Here is a 17,201-nt window from a genome sequence, read left to right on the forward strand (position 1 = left end):
CCCGAGCGTCCATGACCACTGCCCCCACCGAGCGAACACCCGATCAGTCATCGGGCGCGCCAGCGTCACAGGATCCGTTGCCGGTCAGCGGTGCCTGGGTGCCCGGTGACCCGCCGGGCCGCCGCCGGTTTGCGCCGGTCGGGCGGGGGCGCACCCTGAAGCTCGAAGCGGGCGGCCAGCTCTCCGAGGTCACCGTCGCCTACGAAACCTGGGGACGGCTGAACGAGGCCGCCGACAACGCCGTGCTCGTGCCCCATGCGCTGACCGGTGACAGCCATGCGGCCGGTCGCGCGGGGCCGGCGCACCCGACGCCGGGATGGTGGGACGCCATGATCGGCCCCGGGCGCCCGATCGACACCGACCGCTACTTTGTGGTCTGCCCCAACGTGCTGGGCGGTAGCCAGGGCAGCACCGGGCCTGCCCACCCCGAACCGGGCACGGGTCGGCCCTACGGGTCCCGCTTTCCGTGGGTGACGATTCGTGACATGGTCCGCACCCAGGCCGACCTCGCCGACCATTTGGGCATCGAGGTGTGGCATGCGGTGGTCGGCGGCTCGATGGGGGGCATGCAGGGGCTGGAGTGGGCCGTGATGTACCCCCACCGTCTGGGACGGCTCGTCGCCATGGCGACGACGACGGCGGCCTCGGCGCAACAGATCGGCTGGTCGCTCGTCGGCAGGCGGGCGATCGCCAACGACCCGAACTTTGCCGGCGGCGACTACTACGGCCGGGCCCCGGGTTGTGGCCCCCACGCCGGACTGGCCGTGGCGCGATCGGTGGCCCAGATCACCTACCGCAGCGAGTCGGCCTACGCCGAACGGTTTGGACGGGCTCGTGTGGCGGCGCGCGGCGACCTCGACGCCGCGGTCCGCTACGACGTCGAGAGCTACCTCGACTACCACGGGGACAAGCTGTCTCGACGCTTCGACGCCAACAGCTACCTGCGTATGAACCGGGCGATGGACCTCCACGACCTTGGCCGCGGACGGGGCGGGATCGAAGCGGCGCTGCGCCGGATCACCGTACCGGTCCAGGTGATTTCGATCGACTCGGACGCGCTCTACCCTCCGTATCAGCAGCTCGACCTGTACCGGGGCCTGCGGGCGGCCGGCGGCACCGCCGGCTTCCGGTCGATCCACAGCAGCGAGGGCCACGACGGGTTTCTTCTGGCGATCGATCAGATCGGCCCGATCGTGTCGAGCTTTCTCGCCGGCGACGAACCGGCCGGTGAGCCGAACGACGACCACCCCGCCCAACCCGACCGCACCGACGAAAGAGGCCGACCGTGACCGACCATCTCGAGACGACGGCCATCCGCGCCGGCCGCTCCGCCGACGGCCGGGCGCTGGCCCCGGTGATGCACGCATCCACCACCTTCGCCCTCGAAAGCGTCGACGAGGGCCGACGCCTGGCGAGCGCACCCGGGTCGACCAACTTCTACAGCCGCTACGGCAACCCGAGCGTGGCCGCCTTCGAGGAGGCGATCGCCGAGTTGGAAGGAGCCGAGGCGGCGCGGGCGTTCGCCTCGGGCATGGGGGCGATGTCGGCGGTCGTGCTGGGCCTGTGCTCCACCGGCGATCACATCGTCACCCAAAACCGCCTGTACGCCGGCACCCAGATGCTGTTCTCGGCGGTGTGTCCCCGCTTCGGGATCGAGGTCACCGCGGTCGACGGCACCGACCCGGACGCATGGGAGGCCGCCATCCGGCCGGGCAAGACCGTGCTGTGCGTGGCGGAGACCCCGGCCAACCCCCGCCTCGACCTGGTCGACCTGCGACGTCTGGGGGCGATCGCCGGACCGATGACCGTCGTCGACTCCACCTTCGCCACGCCCCTGGCCCAGCGCCCGCTGAGCTACGGGGTCGATCTGGTGCTGCACTCGGCCACCAAGGCGCTCGCCGGTCACAACGACGCCTCGTTGGGCGTGGTGGCCGGGTCGAAGGAGCTGCTCGACTGGGTGTGGGGCTTCGCCGTGCTGCAGGGCGCCAACGCGTCGCCCTTCGATGCGGTCAACGGCCTGCGCGGCCTGCGCACGCTGGGCGTTCGGGTGGCCCGCCAGACCGAGACCGCCACCCGGCTGGCCACCGAGTTGTCGAATCACCCCAAGGTGGCCGAGGTTGTGTATCCGGGGCTGCCCGGCTTCGCACAGGCCGAACTGGCGGCCGCCCAGATGGACCTGGCCGGCGGTCTGTTGACCATCGACTTGAGCGGCGGACTCGAAGCCGGGAGGGCGTTTGTCGAGTCGACCAGGATCGCTCAGCTGGCGCCGTCGCTCGGTGGCCCGGAAACGCTGGTGACCCATCCGGCGTCGACGACCCACGTCAGCCTGTTTCCCGACGAGCTGGAAGCGGCGGGCATCCGCCCGGGCACGGTGCGCATCTCGGTGGGCCTCGAGCATCCCGACGACGTGGTCAGCGATCTGCTGAGCGCGCTCGACGCGTGCCCGAGCTGATCGAGGCGGCCGCCTACGCCAGGGCGGCCGGGCGGGCGGTGGGGGCGACCATCGTGGAGGTGATGCTGGCCGATCCCTCCTGGGTGCGGGGCGGGCTGAGCGGCGACGACCTGGCCTCGGCGCTGGTCGGTACCGAGGTCGTCGAGGTGGGGCGGTTGGGCAAAGTGGTGCTGCTCGGTACCGATGGGCCGACGTTGGCGCTGCGCTTTGGCATGACCGGGCGGCTGCTGTGGGACGACGACGCCCCGATCGACGAGCTGGTGTACGGCCCCAAACGCAGCGAGGAGGCGTGGGTGCGGTTCGCGCTGTCGCTTCAACACCCCGGCGAGGAGGTGGCGCACCGCCTGGCGGTCGAGGATGCTCGGCGCCTGGGCTCGGTCGAGCTCGATGCCGACCTGTCCGACCTGGGTCCCGACGCGGTCGGCATCCACGCCGAGCAACTCGCCGACGCCTTTGGGACGACCACGACGCCGTTGAAGGCGGCGCTGCTCGATCAGCGACGCTTGGCCGGCTTGGGCAACCTGCTCGTCGACGAGGTGCTGTGGCGGGCCGGGATGCACCCCGAGACGCCGGCCGGAACGCTGAAGGACGACGAGCTCGTACTGCTGGCCGACACGATCGCGTTGGTGGTCGCCGAGCTCTCGAAGCGTGGTGGATCCCACACCGGTGACCTTCAGCCCCAGCGGGCCCCCGACGGCGTTTGCCCTCGTGACGGTGCCCCGCTGGTGCGAGGGCGCGTCGGTGGGCGCACCACCTGGTGGTGTTCGCTGCATCAGAGACGCCCACGGTGGGGAGCGTCACCGGTTTGAGCGGCGGTTCGTGCTTGACTGGAGGGCGGCCGAGGGCCACGAGGAGCCCATTCAAGGAGTGCTGCGTGCAGCTGGAGTTGACCACCAACCAACCGGGACGCCGACGGGTGGCCCGGGCCGCCCTCATCGTGGCGGCGTGGAGCGCCATGCTGGGCCTGGGTGCCGTCGGCATCGCCGGGGCTCAGGACACGGATCCCGCTGCGACCCAACCGGCGACCACTGTGGCCGACGCCCAGGCACCCGCGGATCAGACCGTGCCGCCGGATGCGATCGCCGACGACGGCAACAGTGCCCCGACGCCCGACGACGCGGCCCAAGGCGACGAGAAGCTGCTCAACCTGATCATCATCGGACTGCTCGTGCTGGCGGCGGTGATCGCCGTGGCCACCCTGCTGTTCTGGAAGTCGACCGCACCCGAGGACGATGAGGGCAGCGACGCCGACGCCGACGCTGATGGCGACGATGCCGACTTCGACGATGCCGAGCCCGACGACGAGCCGGCTCGGCCCGACGTCCCGGCCTCGGGTCCGGCACCGATGGCCGCTGTGCGCCCATCCGACGCCCAGCTGCCCGATGACCAGGCTGCGCCGCCTGCGCAGCCGGCGCCTGGCCGCCGGGTGATGGCCAGCTTCCCGTCGTCACCGCTCGGCGAACCCGGGCATCCGGCTTCAGGGTCGTCCCCGGTCCCGCCCAAGGACCCGCCGCCGGCGCCGGTCGATGCCGCCGATCCCCTGGGTGAGCACATCAGCACCCTCGGTTCGGGAGCGTCGCCCGGGCGGCCAGAGGTTCCGCCGCCCGATGCGGTGCCGCCTACGCCCCAAGGTCGCGGCGCCTATCAGGTGCCAGCCCCCGAGGACCTGCCGCCACAACCGGACAGGCCCTTCGCAGATGCGGAGAACCGCCCACACGTCGAACGGGCCGTCGAGCGGGAGCCGACCAAGGCCCGTCGGGTTCCGCAGCCGCCTCAGCCCGTCGAGGACTCGGCGATCGTCACGACGTCCGCCCCGAAGCGGCCGCCGGCGAGCGGCGACGGACCCGGCGAGGATGAACCGCAAGTGGTGGTGCGGCGCCGTCGTCGCGACCGCCCGGCCGGCCCTTGGGGTGAGGGCGTCGGCGGTGGCCACCGGCCCGACGTTCCCCCCCTTCCACCACCCGATCCCGAAGACCGGGGATACCAGCGTGGGGTGCGGGTCGTGCGACCCGAGGAGCCCGATGGTGACGAGTCCTGACTGCGGCGAGCGATAGGAATCCGTCGAGGGTCGTGTAGTACAGTCTCAGGCCGTGCGGACGTAGCTCAGCTGGTAGAGCGCAACCTTGCCAAGGTTGAGGTCGCGAGTTCGAACCTCGTCGTCCGCTCCATGAGGTACCCCCCGGTTCTGCCGGGGGGTACCGGCGTTTTTGGGGGATATCGTTCATCGAACGAGGGGGGGCACACGATGAGATCGCACTGGGCGTGGGGGAGGGCGGCCGATGAGCCGACCATCGCCGATCAGGATGGCCTGGCCGCCATGTTGCATCGCCGGTTGGGCTGGGACGACCTGGCCCCGTCGACGGCGGTGGCGGTGCGCGATCTGGCCTTGCCAAGGCCGAGGGTGGCCGTGCCCGGCTCGCTGGCGCAGATGGCGTCGACCGACGTCCGAGACCGTGCCCAGCACGCCTACGGGCGGTCGTACCGCGACGTCGCACGTGCCCACGCCGGTCGCTTCGACCATCCGCCCGATGCGGTGCTGCGCCCATCGAGCCGGACCGAGGTGGCGTCGATACTGGGGTGGGCGGGCGACGTCGACGTGGCGGTGATCCCCTACGGCGGCGGGTCGTCGGTCTGCGGTGGCGTGGAGCCCGACGTGGGAGGCCCGGCGGTCTCGGTGGACCTGGAGGCCCTATCGGGCCTCCTGGAGCTGAACACGACCGACCGGGCGGCCCACTTCGCCGCCGGCACCTACGGCCCCGCCGTCAACGAGGCGCTGCGCCCTCACGGTCTGACCTTGCGGCACTTCCCCCAGAGCTTCGAGTTTTCAACGGTCGGCGGATGGGTGGCCACCCGGGCCGGCGGCCACTTCGCCACCGGACCCACCCACATCGATGATTTCGTCGAATCGATCACGATGGAGACGCCCGCTGGGCCATGGGAGAGCCGTCGCCTACCCGGCAGCGGGGCCGGGCCGTCGCCCGACCGGCTGGTGCTCGGATCGGAGGGCTCGCTGGGCATCATCTGCGACGCCTGGCTGCGTGTGCAGCCCCGACCGGCGTACCGGGCGTCGGCCTCGGTGGGTTTCGCCGCCATGACCGACGCCGTCGACGCGCTGCGGGCGCTGGCTCAAAGCGGGCTCTGGCCCAGCAACTGCCGCCTGCTCGATCCGGTGGAGGCGCTGCTGGCCAGCACCGACGTTCCTGGCGGCACCGGCGCCGTCCTGATCGTTGGGTTCGAGGGCGCCGATCATCCGCTGGACCAACCGCTGCACCGTGCGCTGGCGCTGTGCCGGGACTTTTCCGGGGTCGTGGACGACGAGGGGGTCTCGATCCGCCACGACCCCGCCGTTCCCGACGCCGAGGGGGCGTCCTCCGGGCGGGCCGGCGCCGAGGAGGCGTGGCGCTCATCGTTCCTGCGGGCGCCCTATCGGCGCGATGCGTTGATCGCCCTGGGAGCGGTGATCGAGACCTTCGAGACCGCCTGCCTGTGGAGCCGCTTCGCCGAGACCGATGCGGCGCTGCGCGCCGGGCTTCAGGCCGCCATGGCCGAGGCGGGGCTCGATGGCATCGTGTCGATGCGGATCACCCACGCCTACCCGGACGGTTTGGCGCCCTACTACACGGTGCTCGCCCGACCGATCGGCGACCGGCCGACGAGCGCGTCCGAGCGGGTGGACCGCTGGGACATCGTCAAAGCGGCCTCGATGGAGGTGATCGATGCGCAGCGGGCGACCGCAACGCACCATCACGCCATCGGCCGCGATCACCGCCCCGCCTACGACCGGCAACGGCCGCAACTGTTCGCGGAGGCGTTGGCTGCGGTCAAGGGACGCCTCGACCCGAACGGCGTCATGAATCCCGGAGTGTTGATTGGTCCGGCGTAGCAGGTACGATGCTGGCTCGTGGCCACGTGGCCGAGTGGTTAGGCAGAGGCCTGCAAAGCCTTGTACACCGGTTCGAATCCGGTCGTGGCCTCGGTTGGGGCCGGACCTGTCAGGGTCCGGCCCCGCTTCGCGTTCGGCGTTCCCCTGAGCGGGGACCTCGAGTGACTACCTTGGTTGGTCAGGTCGAGGTGACACCGAGGAGGACCGATGGCGAGTAACGACGAGGCCACCAACGCGAACGGCGGCGATCAACCGTCCCCGGACGAGGCGAGCGACACCTCGACGGTCGGTGAGGCCGGCCGAACGGAACCGAGCGACCCAGCCCCGGAGCACCAGGAGGCATCACCCCAGCCCCAGCCCCAGCCCGAGCCCGAGGTGCCGGCAGAGGCCCCGGCAGAGGCCTCGGCTGAGGCCCGGCCTGCGAGCCAGCCGCCGCCCTACGTGCCACCGACCGCGCAAGAACCCCAGGTCCAAGCGGGGGGCCAAGCCCAACCCGGAGCGCCCGCATGGTCGGACCTCTCGCCGGCCGGGGACGACCAGTCGGGGGCCGCACCTCAGTCCTGGGATCAGCAGGCGACCCAGCAGTGGCAGCAGCCGACGGCTCCGCCGCCCTCCGGCCCCCAGGCCCCGCCGGCCGGCAGCTGGACCGTGCCCGGCTCACCGCCCACGATGCAACAGCCGATCTTCCAGCAGCCGCCGGTGGAGCAACAGCCGGCGGGACCGCCCCAGCAGCAGTACCAGCAGCCCCAACAGCAGTACCAGCCCCAGCAGTACCAGCAGCCCCAACAGCAGTACCAGCCCCAGCAGTATCAGCAGCCCTACGGGGTACCTCAGCAGCCGGCCGCGCCGACCGGGCCAACCCGGGGTGGCGGGCCGATGGCCCTCTTCGGGGGCCTGTTGTTGTTGCTCGGCGGTGTGGCGCTGATCGTCGGCAGCTTTCTCGATTGGGGCGAGGGGCTCGTCGGGGGCCAGCGGGTGGTCCTCACCGGGTTCAAGAATGCCCAGGACAAACTCTGGGGGGCCCCTGGCACATTGGCGGCGGGAGCGGTGCTCGTCATCGCCGGTGTGCTGTACCTCGCCTCGATGAAGAGCGGCGTCGGTGCACTGAAGCGCACGCTGGCGCTGGTCGGGTCGCTCGCCGGCCTGGGATGGGTGGTGTACCTGCTCGTGTCCCTGCAACTCGATGAGGCCAACGCGCTCATCGGGCTGTGGTTGTGCTTGGCGGGTGCCGTGCTCGGCCTGGTCGGCACGTTCCTGGGTCGGGGCAAGAAGCAGGCATCCCGCCCGAAAAACTGATCCCTGGGATCATGGGTACTGCGGCGGTGCGGTAAGGTTGAGCCTTCACGGGCCGTTGGCGCAGTTGGCTAGCGCACCTGCATGACGCGCAGGGGGTCACAGGTTCGAATCCTGTACGGCCCACCCGAGAGATCGCCGCCCGCCTCAGCCGAGGCGGGCGGCGACGCGTTCGACCTCGGTGGCGAAGCGGCCCGTCGGCGCAGCGCCGGCGACCACCCGCGCCTCATCCCACGAGTCCACGTCGGTGAGCGATTCGACCAGCTCCACCCGGTGTCCCCGCTCGATCAACCGCTCCAGCTGGAGGGCGCCCGTGTTGGCGTCACTCATCGGGACACCCTCGAAGTCCTCTGGCCCGCCCGCAGAGAGGGCGACGATCCAGAACCCGCCGTCGTTGGCCATGCCCAGCACCCCGACGCCGGGTGCGGAGACCACGGCGGCACCGGCCCGGGCCACGACGGCCGGATCGAGTTGCGGGGTGTCCATGCCGACGAGCACCGCCGGCCCACCGGCGGCGGCAAAAGCGGCTCCAAGGCGACGGTCCAGGCCACCGTCGCACTGGGGCACCACCTCCCAGCCGTCGGGAACCCAGCCCCCCGGGTCGCCGTCGAGCACGAGCAGGTGCCGGGTGGCATCCACGTCGGCGGCGGCGTGCAGGGTGTCGAGTACGGCGGCCATCGCCAGCGCTGCCGCCTGCTCGGGGGTGCACGGCGGGCACAGGCGGGTCTTCACCCGACCGGGTACTGGGGCCTTGGCCAACACGATGACGGTCAGGTCGCGCTCAGCCACGGGCGAGGACCCGGCTCATGTCGGATACTGCGGTCATCGTGCCTCGGATCGTCCCGGTGACCTTGGATCGCCCCGCCCTCGCCAGATACCGCACCGCCACCTCCTCGATGTCCCAGCCTGCCTCGGCGGCGAGCAACACCATCTCGAGGGGCCAGCCGGATCGTCGATCGGCGATCCCCAGCGCCAGGAGGTCCCGGCGGCGGGCGGCCCGCATCGGACCCAGGTCGGTGAGGTCGACGTCGGCACGTCGACGCAACTCCCAGGCGAGGAACCGGTTGGCCACCCGGGCGTGCAGCGGCCAGGCCGACCGGCCTTCGGGCGTACGCGCCCCGAGGACGAGGTCGGCTCGGCCTTCCAGCACCGGCTGGGTGACCTTCGGCAGGTCGGCGGGGTCGAAGCTGGCGTCGGCGTCCATGAACGCCACCACCGGTGCGGTGGCGGCGCTCAGCCCGGCGAAACAGGCGGCGCCAAACCCCTTGGTCGGCTCTCGCACGACGAGTGCACCGCCCGCCTCCGCCGCCTCGGCGGTGCCATCGGTCGAACCGTTGTCGACCACGATCGCCCGGTGGCCGCTTGGGAGCCGGGGGAGCAGCCAGCGGACGCCCTCCACCTCGTCCAGGGCGGGCAGGACGACATCGACGGCGATGGCGTCGTTTGGTGGTGCGGGCGATGCGGCGTCCAAGCTGACACACGGTAGGCGACCGAAACACCGGGACCTACCCGACGAAGTCGTGACACGGGAGATCGGGACATGGGAGGACGGGCATGAACGTGCTGGTGACCGGCGGGGCCGGGTTCATCGGCTCCCACATCGTCGATCAGCTGATCGAGGCGGGCCACCGGGTGGTGGTGATCGACAACCTCGGTCCGGCCGCCCACGATGGCGCCCCCGACTGGCTCAACCCCGAGGCGGAGTGGCGCTGGGCCGACGTCGCCGATCCGGCCACCTGGCACGGGATGCTCGACGGCCTCGATGCGGTGAGTCATCAGGCGGCCAAGGTGGGCCTGGGCGTCGACCTCACCGACGCTCCGGCCTACGTCACCAACAACGACCTGGGCACCGCCGTCATGCTCGGGGCGATGTCGGCTGCGGGCTGGTCGGGCCGCATCGTGTTGGCCTCGTCGATGGTGGTCTACGGCGAGGGGCGCTACCGCTGTGAGTCCGACGGCGTCGTCGTGCCGCTGGCCCGGCGCAGCGCCGACCTGGAGGCCGGGCGCTGGGAGCCCCGGTGTCCGCTTTGCGGAAGCGAGCTGTCGACCGAACTGGTGCCCGAGGACGCCCCGCTCGACCCGCGCAACGTCTACGCGACGACCAAGCTGGCCCAGGAACACCTGTGCGCGACGGCCGAGGCCGAGCTGGGGGTGGTGACGACCTCGCTGCGCTATCACAACGTCTATGGGCCCCGGATGCCCCGCGACACGCCCTACGCCGGCGTGGCGTCCATCTTTCGCTCCCAGCTCGAGGCGGGCACCTGCCCCCAGGTGTTCGAGGACGGGGGGCAGCGGCGGGACTTTGTCCACGTTGCCGACGTGGCCGCCGCCAACGTCGCCGGCCTCGAGCGCTCGGAGCCCTACCGAGGGGCGCTCAACATCGCCTCGGGTCGGCCGATCACCCTGCTCGGGATGGCGTCGGCGATGGCGGTTGAGGACGGGCGGGGCCTGGAACCCGAGGTGGTCGGGCGCTACCGGGCCGGCGACGTGCGCCACGTCACCGCCGATCCGGCGCTAGCCAGCGAGGCATTGGGCTTCCGCGCGCGGGTGGCGCCCGAGGTTGGCCTGGCCGAGTTCGTCCATGCCCCGTTGCGGCGTCCCCCAGCCCAGGTGTAAGACCCGGTGACGACGGATCCGATCGACGATCAGCCGGCCCGCTGGTCCCCGTGGCGCGTGGCCTCGGGGCTGGCGATCCTCGTCGTCGGGGTTGGTCTGCTCTGGGTGATGGGGGCCTGGCAGCAACACATCTGGGACTCGGGCGGAACGATCATGCTCGGCGCCGCACCGCTCTTCGGCCTGTGGGAGACCGACTGGGCCCCGGAGCTGATCGTTGCGGCACTGCTCGGCGGCGCGCTGGTCGTCTGGTGGCCGAGGCTGACGCGCACCCTGAGCTGGGTGGGGCTGCTCGCCGGTTCCTGGCTGGTCAGCCTGGGATGGACCCTGGCGATCAACCTGCCCGGCGGATGGACGGGCCTCGGCGCACCGTTGGACGACCCCCATGAATACCTCGCTGCCGTGCGGAACTCGCCGACCGACCCGCTCGTGTTCATCGGCCGGTTCGTCGACGAGCTGCGCGTCTATCCCATCCATGTGCAGGGCCACCCGCCCGGGCCCGTGCTCGGCCTGGAAGCGTTGGATCGAATCGGCATCCGCGGGGCGAGCGGCACGGCGCTGGTGCTGGTGGGCGTGGCATGCCTGGCCAGCCCGCTGGTGCTGATCGCCGTGCGGGCGCTGGCCACCGAGCGGGAGGCCCGACGGGCGGCCGTGTTCGTCGGGTTGACGCCGTCGGTGCTGTGGGTGGCCACGTCGATGGACGCCGTGTTTGCCGCGGTGGCGGTGGCCTCGGGCACAGCGCTGGCGTTGGCGGCGGTGCGCAGCGGCGCCTGGCCGCGTTCGGGGGAAGGACGCTGCGTTGCGCCGGGAGAGGGTGGGGCTCGACCGACTTGGGCGGGTGGTGCGATGGCCGCCCTCGGAGGGACGTTCGCCGGGTTGCTCGTGTTGGGCACCTACGGGGCACCGCTGTTTCTCGTCCCGCCCGGGCTGTGCCTGGCGTTGTTGGCGTGGCGACGCCGGTGGGCACCGGCCGGCCTGGCGGTGCTGGGGGCGGTGGTGCCGGTGGCGCTGATGGCGTGGGCCGGCTTCTGGTTGCTCGACGGTCTTCGGGTGACGGTGACCGCCTACCACGAGGGCATCGCCTCGCTGAGGCCCGGCGGCTTCTTTCGCTTGTCCAACCTCTTGGCGCTGGCGATCGCGGTGGGGCCGGTGGTCCTGGTGTCGCTTCCGGGTCGTCGCCGCGCCGGTGCCTGGATCCTGGTCGGAGGGGTGCTCGCCGGGTTGGCCGCCGCCGAGGTGTCCGGGTTGTCCAAGGGCGAGGTCGAGCGCATCTGGCTGCCGTTCGTTCCCTGGCTGACCGTGGCGGCCGCCGCCATCCCGATCCGCTGGCAGCGCCCGGCGCTGGCGGCGCAGCTGGCCTCGGGGATTGTGCTGGCTGTGACGTTTGCGTCGCCCTGGTAAGCACCGCCCTGGTAAGAATGACTGCGGTGAGCCACCACCCCGATCACGCGGATCACGACCCGGACGACCCGGACTTCGTCTACGACGAGTTTGCGTTCTTCGACGAGAACCGCGCCGAGTACGACCTGGGCGGCCCCGAGGTTCCCAACGTGACCCGTCACCGGGTCGATGTTGGCGGCGGCGAGCCCCCGCTGTCGTATCTCCGCTGGGGGAGCGGCCCCCCGCAGTGGGTGTTTCTGCACGGTGGCGCCCAGAACGCCCACACCTGGGACACGGTGTTGCTCGCCCTGTCCGATCCGGCGCTCACGCCGGTGCTGGGCACCGATCCCACCGTCGATGCGGTGGCCTTCGACCTGCCCGGGCACGGCTCATCGGGTTGGCGCAGCGACGGTCGTTACGATCCGGCCACCTCGGCGGCCACGATCGGTGCCGCACTCGACCGCCTCGGGTTTGTTCCCGAGGCGCTGGTCGGGATGTCCCTCGGTGGTCTGACCGCCCTCGCGCTTGCCGCCGCTCGTCCCTCGTGTTGTCGCCGACTGGCGCTCGTCGACATCACCCCCGGCGTGACCCGGGACAAGGCCGCCGACGTGCACGCCTTCATCGAGGGCCCGCAGTCGTTCCCCAGCTTCGCCGAGATCTTCGCCCGCACCACCGAGTTCAACCCGACGCGCAGCGCGTCCTCACTGCGTCGGGGAATCCTGCACAACGCCCATCGCCAAGAGGACCGGTCGTGGGTGTGGAACTACGACCGGCGCCCGATGGGCCAGCGCAGCGACGACGCCCACGAGGACCTGTGGCGGGCGGTCTCGGCGTTGGAGATGCCGACCCTGCTCGTGCGCGGAGCGACCTCGCCGGTGGTCGACGATGAGGACGAGGCGGAGTTTCTGCGCCGTCAGCCCGACGGTTGGGTGACGTCGGTCGCCGATGCAGGCCATTCGGTGCAGGGCGATCGGCCCCGAGAGCTGGCGTCGCTGCTCACCACGTTCTCGGTCGGCAACGAGATGCCCTCACACATCGAGTGAGCGCAGCGACTTCGCCACCCGCCGACCGGCCTGGGTGAGGTGGCGCTCCACCTCCTGGAGGTCCGATCGGATCGGGTCCTCGTCGTCGGAGCCTCGGGCGTCGGCCAGGTTGACGACCCTCGCGGTGAGCTCGTCCAGTGCGGTGGACAGGGCGGACAGCTCGGCGACGATGCTCATCGGCCTGTTATAGCCTGCGCGCTCGTGCTGAACGTTCTCGACCGTCGCGGGGCACCCGACCCCACCTCCGACCTTCCCCGTCCCGACCTGGCGGGCGATGAGCCGCTGACGGTGGTGCGCGACCTGATCGCCAGGGTCCGCTCCGAGGGCGACGCCGCCCTCATCGAGCTCACCGCCCGCTTCGACGGTGCGCAGCTCGAGGCCCTGCGGGTGAGCGACGAGCAGATCGATCGCGCCTGGGAGGCGACCGATCCGGCGGTTCGGGGGGCGCTGCAACGGGCGGTCGACTCGATCGCCGCCTACCACCGCCACCAGCTGCGCGCTCCGAGCGAGTTCGTCAACCCGACGACCGGGGTGAGGATCATGTCCTCGTACTCCCCGGTGACGCGGGCCGGCTGTTATGTGCCCGGCGGCCGAGCGGCCTACCCCTCGACGGTGATCCACACCGTCGTGCCGGCGTTGGTCGCCGGGGTCGACCAGGTGGCGGTGTGCGTGCCGCCCGCCGGGCCGGACGGGGTGACCCCGGTGACCCTGGCGGCGGCCCGGGCGGCGGGGGTCGAGGAGGTCTACGCCGTCGGTGGGGCCCAAGCGATCGCTGCGCTGGCGTACGGGACCGAATCGATCCCGGCGGTCGACGTCATCTGCGGGCCCGGCAATCGTTTCGTCGCGCTGGCCAAACGCGAGGTCGCCGGGCAGGTCGGCGTGCCCAGCGCCTTTGCCGGCCCCTCCGAGGTGGTGGTCATCGCCGATGGCAGCGTGCCCGCTGGGGATTCGGCGGCCGACGTCATCCTCCAGGCCGAACACGGGCCCGACGGGCTGGCCTGGCTGATCACCTGGGACGCCGACGTCGCCGCTGCGATCAACGTCGAGATCGCTGCCCAGGTGGCTCGGGCCCCCCGCCGGGCCGACATCGAGGCGACGCTGGCCAGCGCCGGGCACGCGGTGCTCGTCGACGACCTCGACGGCGCCCTGGCGGTCAGCGACCACATCGCCCCCGAGCACCTCGAACTGCACCTCGCCGACGCCCAGGCGGTTGCGGCGCGGGTGCGCAACGCGGGCGCCGTGTTCTGCGGACGATTCAGCCCGGCCTCGGTCGGCGACTACGTCGCCGGCCCCTCCCACGTGCTGCCGACCAGCGGCACCGCCCGGTTCTCCTCGGCGCTCACCGTCGACGACTTTCTGCGCCAGCACCACACGGTCACCCTCGACCGGGACGCGCTCGAACGACTCGGCGACGACGTGATCGCCCTCGCCGAAGCGGAGGGCCTGATCGCCCACGCCCAATCGGTGCGCCAGCGGGGGATCGGCCGATGAGCCTCATCCGTCCGGCGGTGCGCGACGACGTCGCGCTCATCCCCGGCTACCACTCGCCCCAGCTCGATGTTGCGGTGCGGCTGAACACCAACGAGGCACCCGAGCCGCCCCCGGCCGACTTCGGCCCTCGCCTGGCCGAGGCGCTGGCGGGCGCCGATTGGAACCGCTATCCCGACCGGGGCGCCGAGGCGCTGCGTACCCGGATCGCCGAGGTGGAGGGGACGACGCCCGACCGGGTGTTCGCCGCCAACGGGTCGAACGAGGTCCTGCAGAGCCTGGCGCTGGCCTACGGCGGGGCCGGGCGCCGCGCGCTGACGTTCGAGCCCACCTACGCGCTGCACAGCCACATCTGCCGGGTGACCGGCACCGAGGTCGTCAGCGAGCCTCGGGCCGAGGACTTCACCCTCGCGCCCGACACGGTCGGCGAGGCCATCGCCCGCCATCGCCCGGCCCTGGTGTTTCTCTGCAACCCCAACAACCCGACCGGCGTCGCCGAGGATCCCGACACGGTGCGGGCCGCCCTGGAGGCGTGCGGTGAGACCGGCACGCTGCTGGTCGTCGACGAGGCCTATGGGCAGTTCGCCCCCTGGTCGGCGATCGAGCTCGTGCGCGGGGTCGACGATGCCGACGCAGTACCGATGGTCGTCACCCGCACCTTCTCCAAGACCTGGTCGATGGCGGCGGTGCGCCTCGGTTACCTGCTGGGCCCCACCTGGCTGATCGAGGATCTCGAGCGGGTGGCCCTGCCGTACCACCTCGACGTGATGACCCAGGCCGCCGGCGAGCTGGCCTTGGACTACGTCGGCGAGATGGACCGGCGGGTGTCGCGCATCACCGAGCAGCGAGGTTGGATCGAGGCCCGGCTCGCGGAGCTGCCGGTGCGCACCTGGCCGTCCTCGGCCAACTTCTTGTTGTTCCGGCCCGACGACGGCTCGGGCGAGGAGGTGTGGCAGGCGCTGGTCGACCGGGGAGTGCTCGTACGCAACTGCGCATCGTGGCCAGGGCTGGAGGGCTGCCTGCGGGTCACGGTCGGAACACCCGAGGAGAACCGGGTGTTTATCGATGCCCTCGGCTTGGTACTGAACGTCGGGTAGCCGCCGCTAGGATCGGCGGTCGACGCTCACTGCCCGGAGGAACGATGACCAAAACCCAGGACGCAGCCGACGACGTTCGCAGCACCGTTGCCAACACGGGCGCGCATGCGTCCCGTGCGGCGGCGAAGGCCAAGGACGCCGCCGCCGAACAGGCCCATGAAGGCGCCCAGAGCGCCAAGCGGCTCTATGACGTGCTGAAGGCGCAGGCCGGTGAGGTGGCCGGGTCGGCTCGCGAGGAGCTGGGCGAGACGCTCGAGGAGACCAAGACGATGGCCGCCAAGCTGGCGGACGCTGCCCGCGAGGAACTCTCCGACTTGGCCGACGCCGGCCTGAAGAGTGCCCACCGGGTGGTCGAGGTCGCCCGCGTCGAAGGCGGCGACGTTGCCGGTGCAGCCGGTGAGCGGGGTCAAAAAGTGGCCAAGCAAAGCCGCAATTCCCGCAAGAAGGCGGCCAAGGCCGCGAAGGCCGAGCAGCAGAAGCTGTCGCGCAAGGCCGCCAAGCGCAACAAGGCGACCTCCGACGAGGTGCGCGCCGAGCTGCAGGCGCTGGCCCAGGACACCCTCGATGGTTCGAAGAAGGCGAGCAAGTCGCTGAAGGAAGCCGCTCGGGCAGAGGCCGACTCGGTGGCCAAGTCGTCCCGGAAGGCCCGCAAGCAGGCGAAGACGTTGATGGCCGATGCGCTGTCCAGCGCCAAGGCCGAGGCCGAGGCGGCCAAGGTGAAGGGCCGCAAGGCGCGGAAGCGGGCCAAGGCCGACGCCAAGGCGGCCGTCGAACGAGCCCGCCAGGATGCCGTCGACGGCGCGGTGGCGCTGAGGCTCGCCGGCGAGGAGCGGGCACACGACCTGCGCGACGCCGCCCAGGATGCCAGCCGTCGCAGCCGCAAGAAGGCGAACAAGGCGGCCAAGCGTCTCCAGGGCGCATCCGAGGCTCAGGCCGAGGCGCTGCTCGAGTCGGCGAACGTGACGGGCCGCAAGGCACGCAAGAACCTCGATCAGGCGGTCGAGCGCGCCCGCTCGGCCCGCCCCGATGGCAGCGGCCGCGCCGGCGAGTTGATCGACCGACTGGGCTAGCTCGGTCAGCTGGTCGGCCGGTTGGAGGCCACCCCGCAGATCACCTGACGGTGCAGACACGAGCGGATCTCGCCGGCGAGCGTGTCGGGGTCCCAGGCGTTGAAGAAGTCGGCGTGGGCCGTCCCGGTGTCCCCGGATGCGAGCAGCAGTTCGTGGCCCGGTCCGCTGATCGGGTAGGTGTAGGCCAACATCAGCTCGGGCACCGGTACGGGATGGGTGTCGGGGCACAGCCCGCCCACCGATCGGGACATGTGGCTGCGGTGGTCGTCCGAGTCGGTATCGGTCCCGTTCCAGCAGTCGGGAAACACCACCTCCAGGCGGAGGTTGCGCCCCGGCGGACATTCGGGCGCCGTCGCCTGGCGCTCGCCGCCGGTGCCGCAACTCCAGCGGGCCACCTCCGGCGGTTGGGCGTTCTTGGTGTGGTCGCCCGACACGATCTTCAGCCCGTGCGGATAGGTCTCGATGGTGGTCGGGTCGACCATCGGGCCCGGCCGGTAGTAGGCGTCGGCCTTGTCGGGGACGACCGGCTGGCGATGGTCGTACAGCGTCGGTGCCCAGTAGCTGGCCCGATCCTGTTGGTTGCGACAGGTCGTCCCCGCTCGGTCGAGGGACTGAACGGTGGACGATGCCTCGGCCGAGTCGTTGCCGACGAAGGTGTGGTTGTGGGAGCGACCGGGTGCGTCCGGCCAGACGATCGGGTCGTCGGGGGCGAAGTGGCTGAACGTGCATTCGACCAGAAACTGGGGGACCCGTCCTTGTGGGCCGGTCCGCTTGGCCAGCGCTTCGGCCCGCGCTGCATCGTCACCGCCGCCGCCGCCGCAGGACGCCGCAACGCCGATCAGCGCGCACAGCGCTCCCGTCAGGGCCAACCGGCCCGCCCGC

The 17,201-nt window shown here is 71.6% G+C and carries 16 protein-coding genes and 3 tRNA genes; 15 read left to right on the forward strand and 4 right to left on the reverse strand.

Going from position 1 to position 17,201, the window contains the following annotated elements; translation table 11 throughout:
• The first annotated feature begins 11 nt into the window (after positions 1 to 11).
• The 9 genes from IPN02_19115 to IPN02_19155 all read left to right on the forward strand — a co-directional run bounded on the left by IPN02_19115 (position 12) and on the right by IPN02_19155 (position 7,754).
• Positions 12 to 1,289: a homoserine O-acetyltransferase gene (locus tag IPN02_19115; protein MBK9298898.1), complete on the forward strand. Its 1,278-nt coding sequence runs from the start codon at positions 12 to 14 to the stop codon at positions 1,287 to 1,289.
• Positions 1,286 to 2,452, forward strand: coding sequence for an aminotransferase class I/II-fold pyridoxal phosphate-dependent enzyme (locus tag IPN02_19120; GenBank protein MBK9298899.1), 1,167 nt, complete (start codon positions 1,286 to 1,288; stop codon positions 2,450 to 2,452). Before IPN02_19115 ends, IPN02_19120 begins: the two co-directional genes overlap by 4 nt.
• Complete coding sequence (locus tag IPN02_19125) at positions 2,440 to 3,261, forward strand: formamidopyrimidine-DNA glycosylase (GenBank protein ID MBK9298900.1); 822 nt, start codon at positions 2,440 to 2,442, stop codon at positions 3,259 to 3,261. Before IPN02_19120 ends, IPN02_19125 begins: the two co-directional genes overlap by 13 nt.
• 65 nt (positions 3,262 to 3,326) lie before the next feature.
• On the forward strand, positions 3,327 to 4,490 hold the full coding sequence (locus IPN02_19130; protein MBK9298901.1) for a hypothetical protein: 1,164 nt from the start codon (positions 3,327 to 3,329) through the stop codon (positions 4,488 to 4,490).
• A 54-nt stretch (positions 4,491 to 4,544) separates the two neighbouring features.
• A tRNA-Gly gene (locus tag IPN02_19135) sits at positions 4,545 to 4,620 on the forward strand.
• A gap of 149 nt (positions 4,621 to 4,769) precedes the next feature.
• Entirely contained in the window at positions 4,770 to 6,335 is a 1,566-nt protein-coding gene (locus tag IPN02_19140) for an FAD-binding oxidoreductase (GenBank protein ID MBK9298902.1), read from the forward strand.
• A 20-nt stretch (positions 6,336 to 6,355) separates the two neighbouring features.
• Positions 6,356 to 6,426 (forward strand) — tRNA-Cys (locus IPN02_19145).
• 116 nt (positions 6,427 to 6,542) lie between these two features.
• Positions 6,543 to 7,631 carry a hypothetical protein gene (locus IPN02_19150; protein ID MBK9298903.1) on the forward strand — a complete coding sequence of 363 codons (1,089 nt, stop codon included), beginning with the start codon at positions 6,543 to 6,545 and terminating at the stop codon, positions 7,629 to 7,631.
• A 49-nt stretch (positions 7,632 to 7,680) separates the two neighbouring features.
• Positions 7,681 to 7,754 (forward strand) — tRNA-Val (locus IPN02_19155).
• A gap of 21 nt (positions 7,755 to 7,775) precedes the next feature.
• On the opposite strand, the gene IPN02_19160 is transcribed toward IPN02_19155, so the two are convergent.
• Both IPN02_19160 and IPN02_19165 read right to left on the reverse strand, forming a co-directional pair.
• Entirely contained in the window at positions 7,776 to 8,402 is a 627-nt protein-coding gene (locus tag IPN02_19160) for a DUF2064 domain-containing protein (protein MBK9298904.1), read from the reverse strand.
• Between the two features lie 7 nt (positions 8,403 to 8,409).
• A complete protein-coding gene (locus tag IPN02_19165) occupies positions 8,410 to 9,063 on the reverse strand; it encodes a glycosyltransferase family 2 protein (protein ID MBK9298905.1) in 654 nt (217 codons plus the stop codon).
• Positions 9,064 to 9,182: 119 nt separating this feature from the next.
• Between IPN02_19165 and IPN02_19170 the strand changes: the two genes are divergently transcribed.
• Genes IPN02_19170 through IPN02_19180 form a run of 3 tightly spaced genes read left to right on the forward strand, consistent with a single transcriptional unit; the run spans position 9,183 to position 12,664 of the window.
• Entirely contained in the window at positions 9,183 to 10,244 is a 1,062-nt protein-coding gene (locus IPN02_19170; protein ID MBK9298906.1) for an NAD-dependent epimerase/dehydratase family protein, read from the forward strand.
• A 6-nt stretch (positions 10,245 to 10,250) separates the two neighbouring features.
• A complete protein-coding gene (locus tag IPN02_19175) occupies positions 10,251 to 11,642 on the forward strand; it encodes a hypothetical protein (protein ID MBK9298907.1) in 1,392 nt (463 codons plus the stop codon).
• Between the two features lie 17 nt (positions 11,643 to 11,659).
• A complete protein-coding gene (locus IPN02_19180) occupies positions 11,660 to 12,664 on the forward strand; it encodes an alpha/beta hydrolase (protein ID MBK9298908.1) in 1,005 nt (334 codons plus the stop codon).
• On the opposite strand, the gene IPN02_19185 is transcribed toward IPN02_19180, so the two are convergent.
• Entirely contained in the window at positions 12,650 to 12,841 is a 192-nt protein-coding gene (locus IPN02_19185; protein ID MBK9298909.1) for a hypothetical protein, read from the reverse strand. The genes IPN02_19180 and IPN02_19185 overlap by 15 nt on opposite strands.
• A 27-nt stretch (positions 12,842 to 12,868) precedes the next feature.
• On the opposite strand from IPN02_19185, the gene hisD reads away from it, so the two are divergent.
• The 3 genes from hisD to IPN02_19200 are packed head-to-tail and all read left to right on the forward strand — an operon-like array spanning position 12,869 to position 16,319.
• Positions 12,869 to 14,155: a histidinol dehydrogenase gene (hisD, locus tag IPN02_19190; protein MBK9298910.1), complete on the forward strand. Its 1,287-nt coding sequence runs from the start codon at positions 12,869 to 12,871 to the stop codon at positions 14,153 to 14,155.
• Entirely contained in the window at positions 14,152 to 15,249 is a 1,098-nt protein-coding gene (locus tag IPN02_19195) for an aminotransferase class I/II-fold pyridoxal phosphate-dependent enzyme (GenBank protein ID MBK9298911.1), read from the forward strand. Before hisD ends, IPN02_19195 begins: the two co-directional genes overlap by 4 nt.
• 44 nt (positions 15,250 to 15,293) lie before the next feature.
• Complete coding sequence (locus tag IPN02_19200; GenBank protein MBK9298912.1) at positions 15,294 to 16,319, forward strand: hypothetical protein; 1,026 nt, start codon at positions 15,294 to 15,296, stop codon at positions 16,317 to 16,319.
• 5 nt (positions 16,320 to 16,324) lie between these two features.
• Here the strand turns inward: IPN02_19200 and IPN02_19205 are convergent, their stop codons facing one another.
• Positions 16,325 to 17,188: a DUF1996 domain-containing protein gene (locus IPN02_19205; GenBank protein ID MBK9298913.1), complete on the reverse strand. Its 864-nt coding sequence runs from the start codon at positions 17,186 to 17,188 to the stop codon at positions 16,325 to 16,327.
• Positions 17,189 to 17,201 lie beyond the last annotated feature (13 nt).

Origin of the sequence: Candidatus Microthrix subdominans, from assembly GCA_016719385.1 — a bacterium.
In the GTDB taxonomy this organism is placed as follows: Bacteria; Actinomycetota; Acidimicrobiia; order Acidimicrobiales; family Microtrichaceae; genus Microthrix; species Microthrix subdominans.

Excerpts from the sequence above, each read along its gene's own strand:
- IPN02_19195 (MBK9298911.1), top strand. The coding sequence starts at position 14,152 with ATGAGCCTCATCCGTCCGGCGGTGCGCGACGACGTCGCGCTCATCCCC.
- IPN02_19115 (MBK9298898.1), top strand. The coding sequence starts at position 12 with ATGACCACTGCCCCCACCGAGCGAACACCCGATCAGTCATCGGGCGCG.
- IPN02_19140 (MBK9298902.1), top strand. The coding sequence starts at position 4,770 with ATGTTGCATCGCCGGTTGGGCTGGGACGACCTGGCCCCGTCGACGGCG.
- IPN02_19200 (MBK9298912.1), top strand. The coding sequence starts at position 15,294 with ATGACCAAAACCCAGGACGCAGCCGACGACGTTCGCAGCACCGTTGCC.
- IPN02_19185 (MBK9298909.1), bottom strand. The coding sequence starts at position 12,841 with ATGAGCATCGTCGCCGAGCTGTCCGCCCTGTCCACCGCACTGGACGAG.
- IPN02_19150 (MBK9298903.1), top strand. The coding sequence starts at position 6,543 with ATGGCGAGTAACGACGAGGCCACCAACGCGAACGGCGGCGATCAACCG.
- IPN02_19170 (MBK9298906.1), top strand. The coding sequence starts at position 9,183 with ATGAACGTGCTGGTGACCGGCGGGGCCGGGTTCATCGGCTCCCACATC.
- IPN02_19180 (MBK9298908.1), top strand. The coding sequence starts at position 11,660 with ATGACTGCGGTGAGCCACCACCCCGATCACGCGGATCACGACCCGGAC.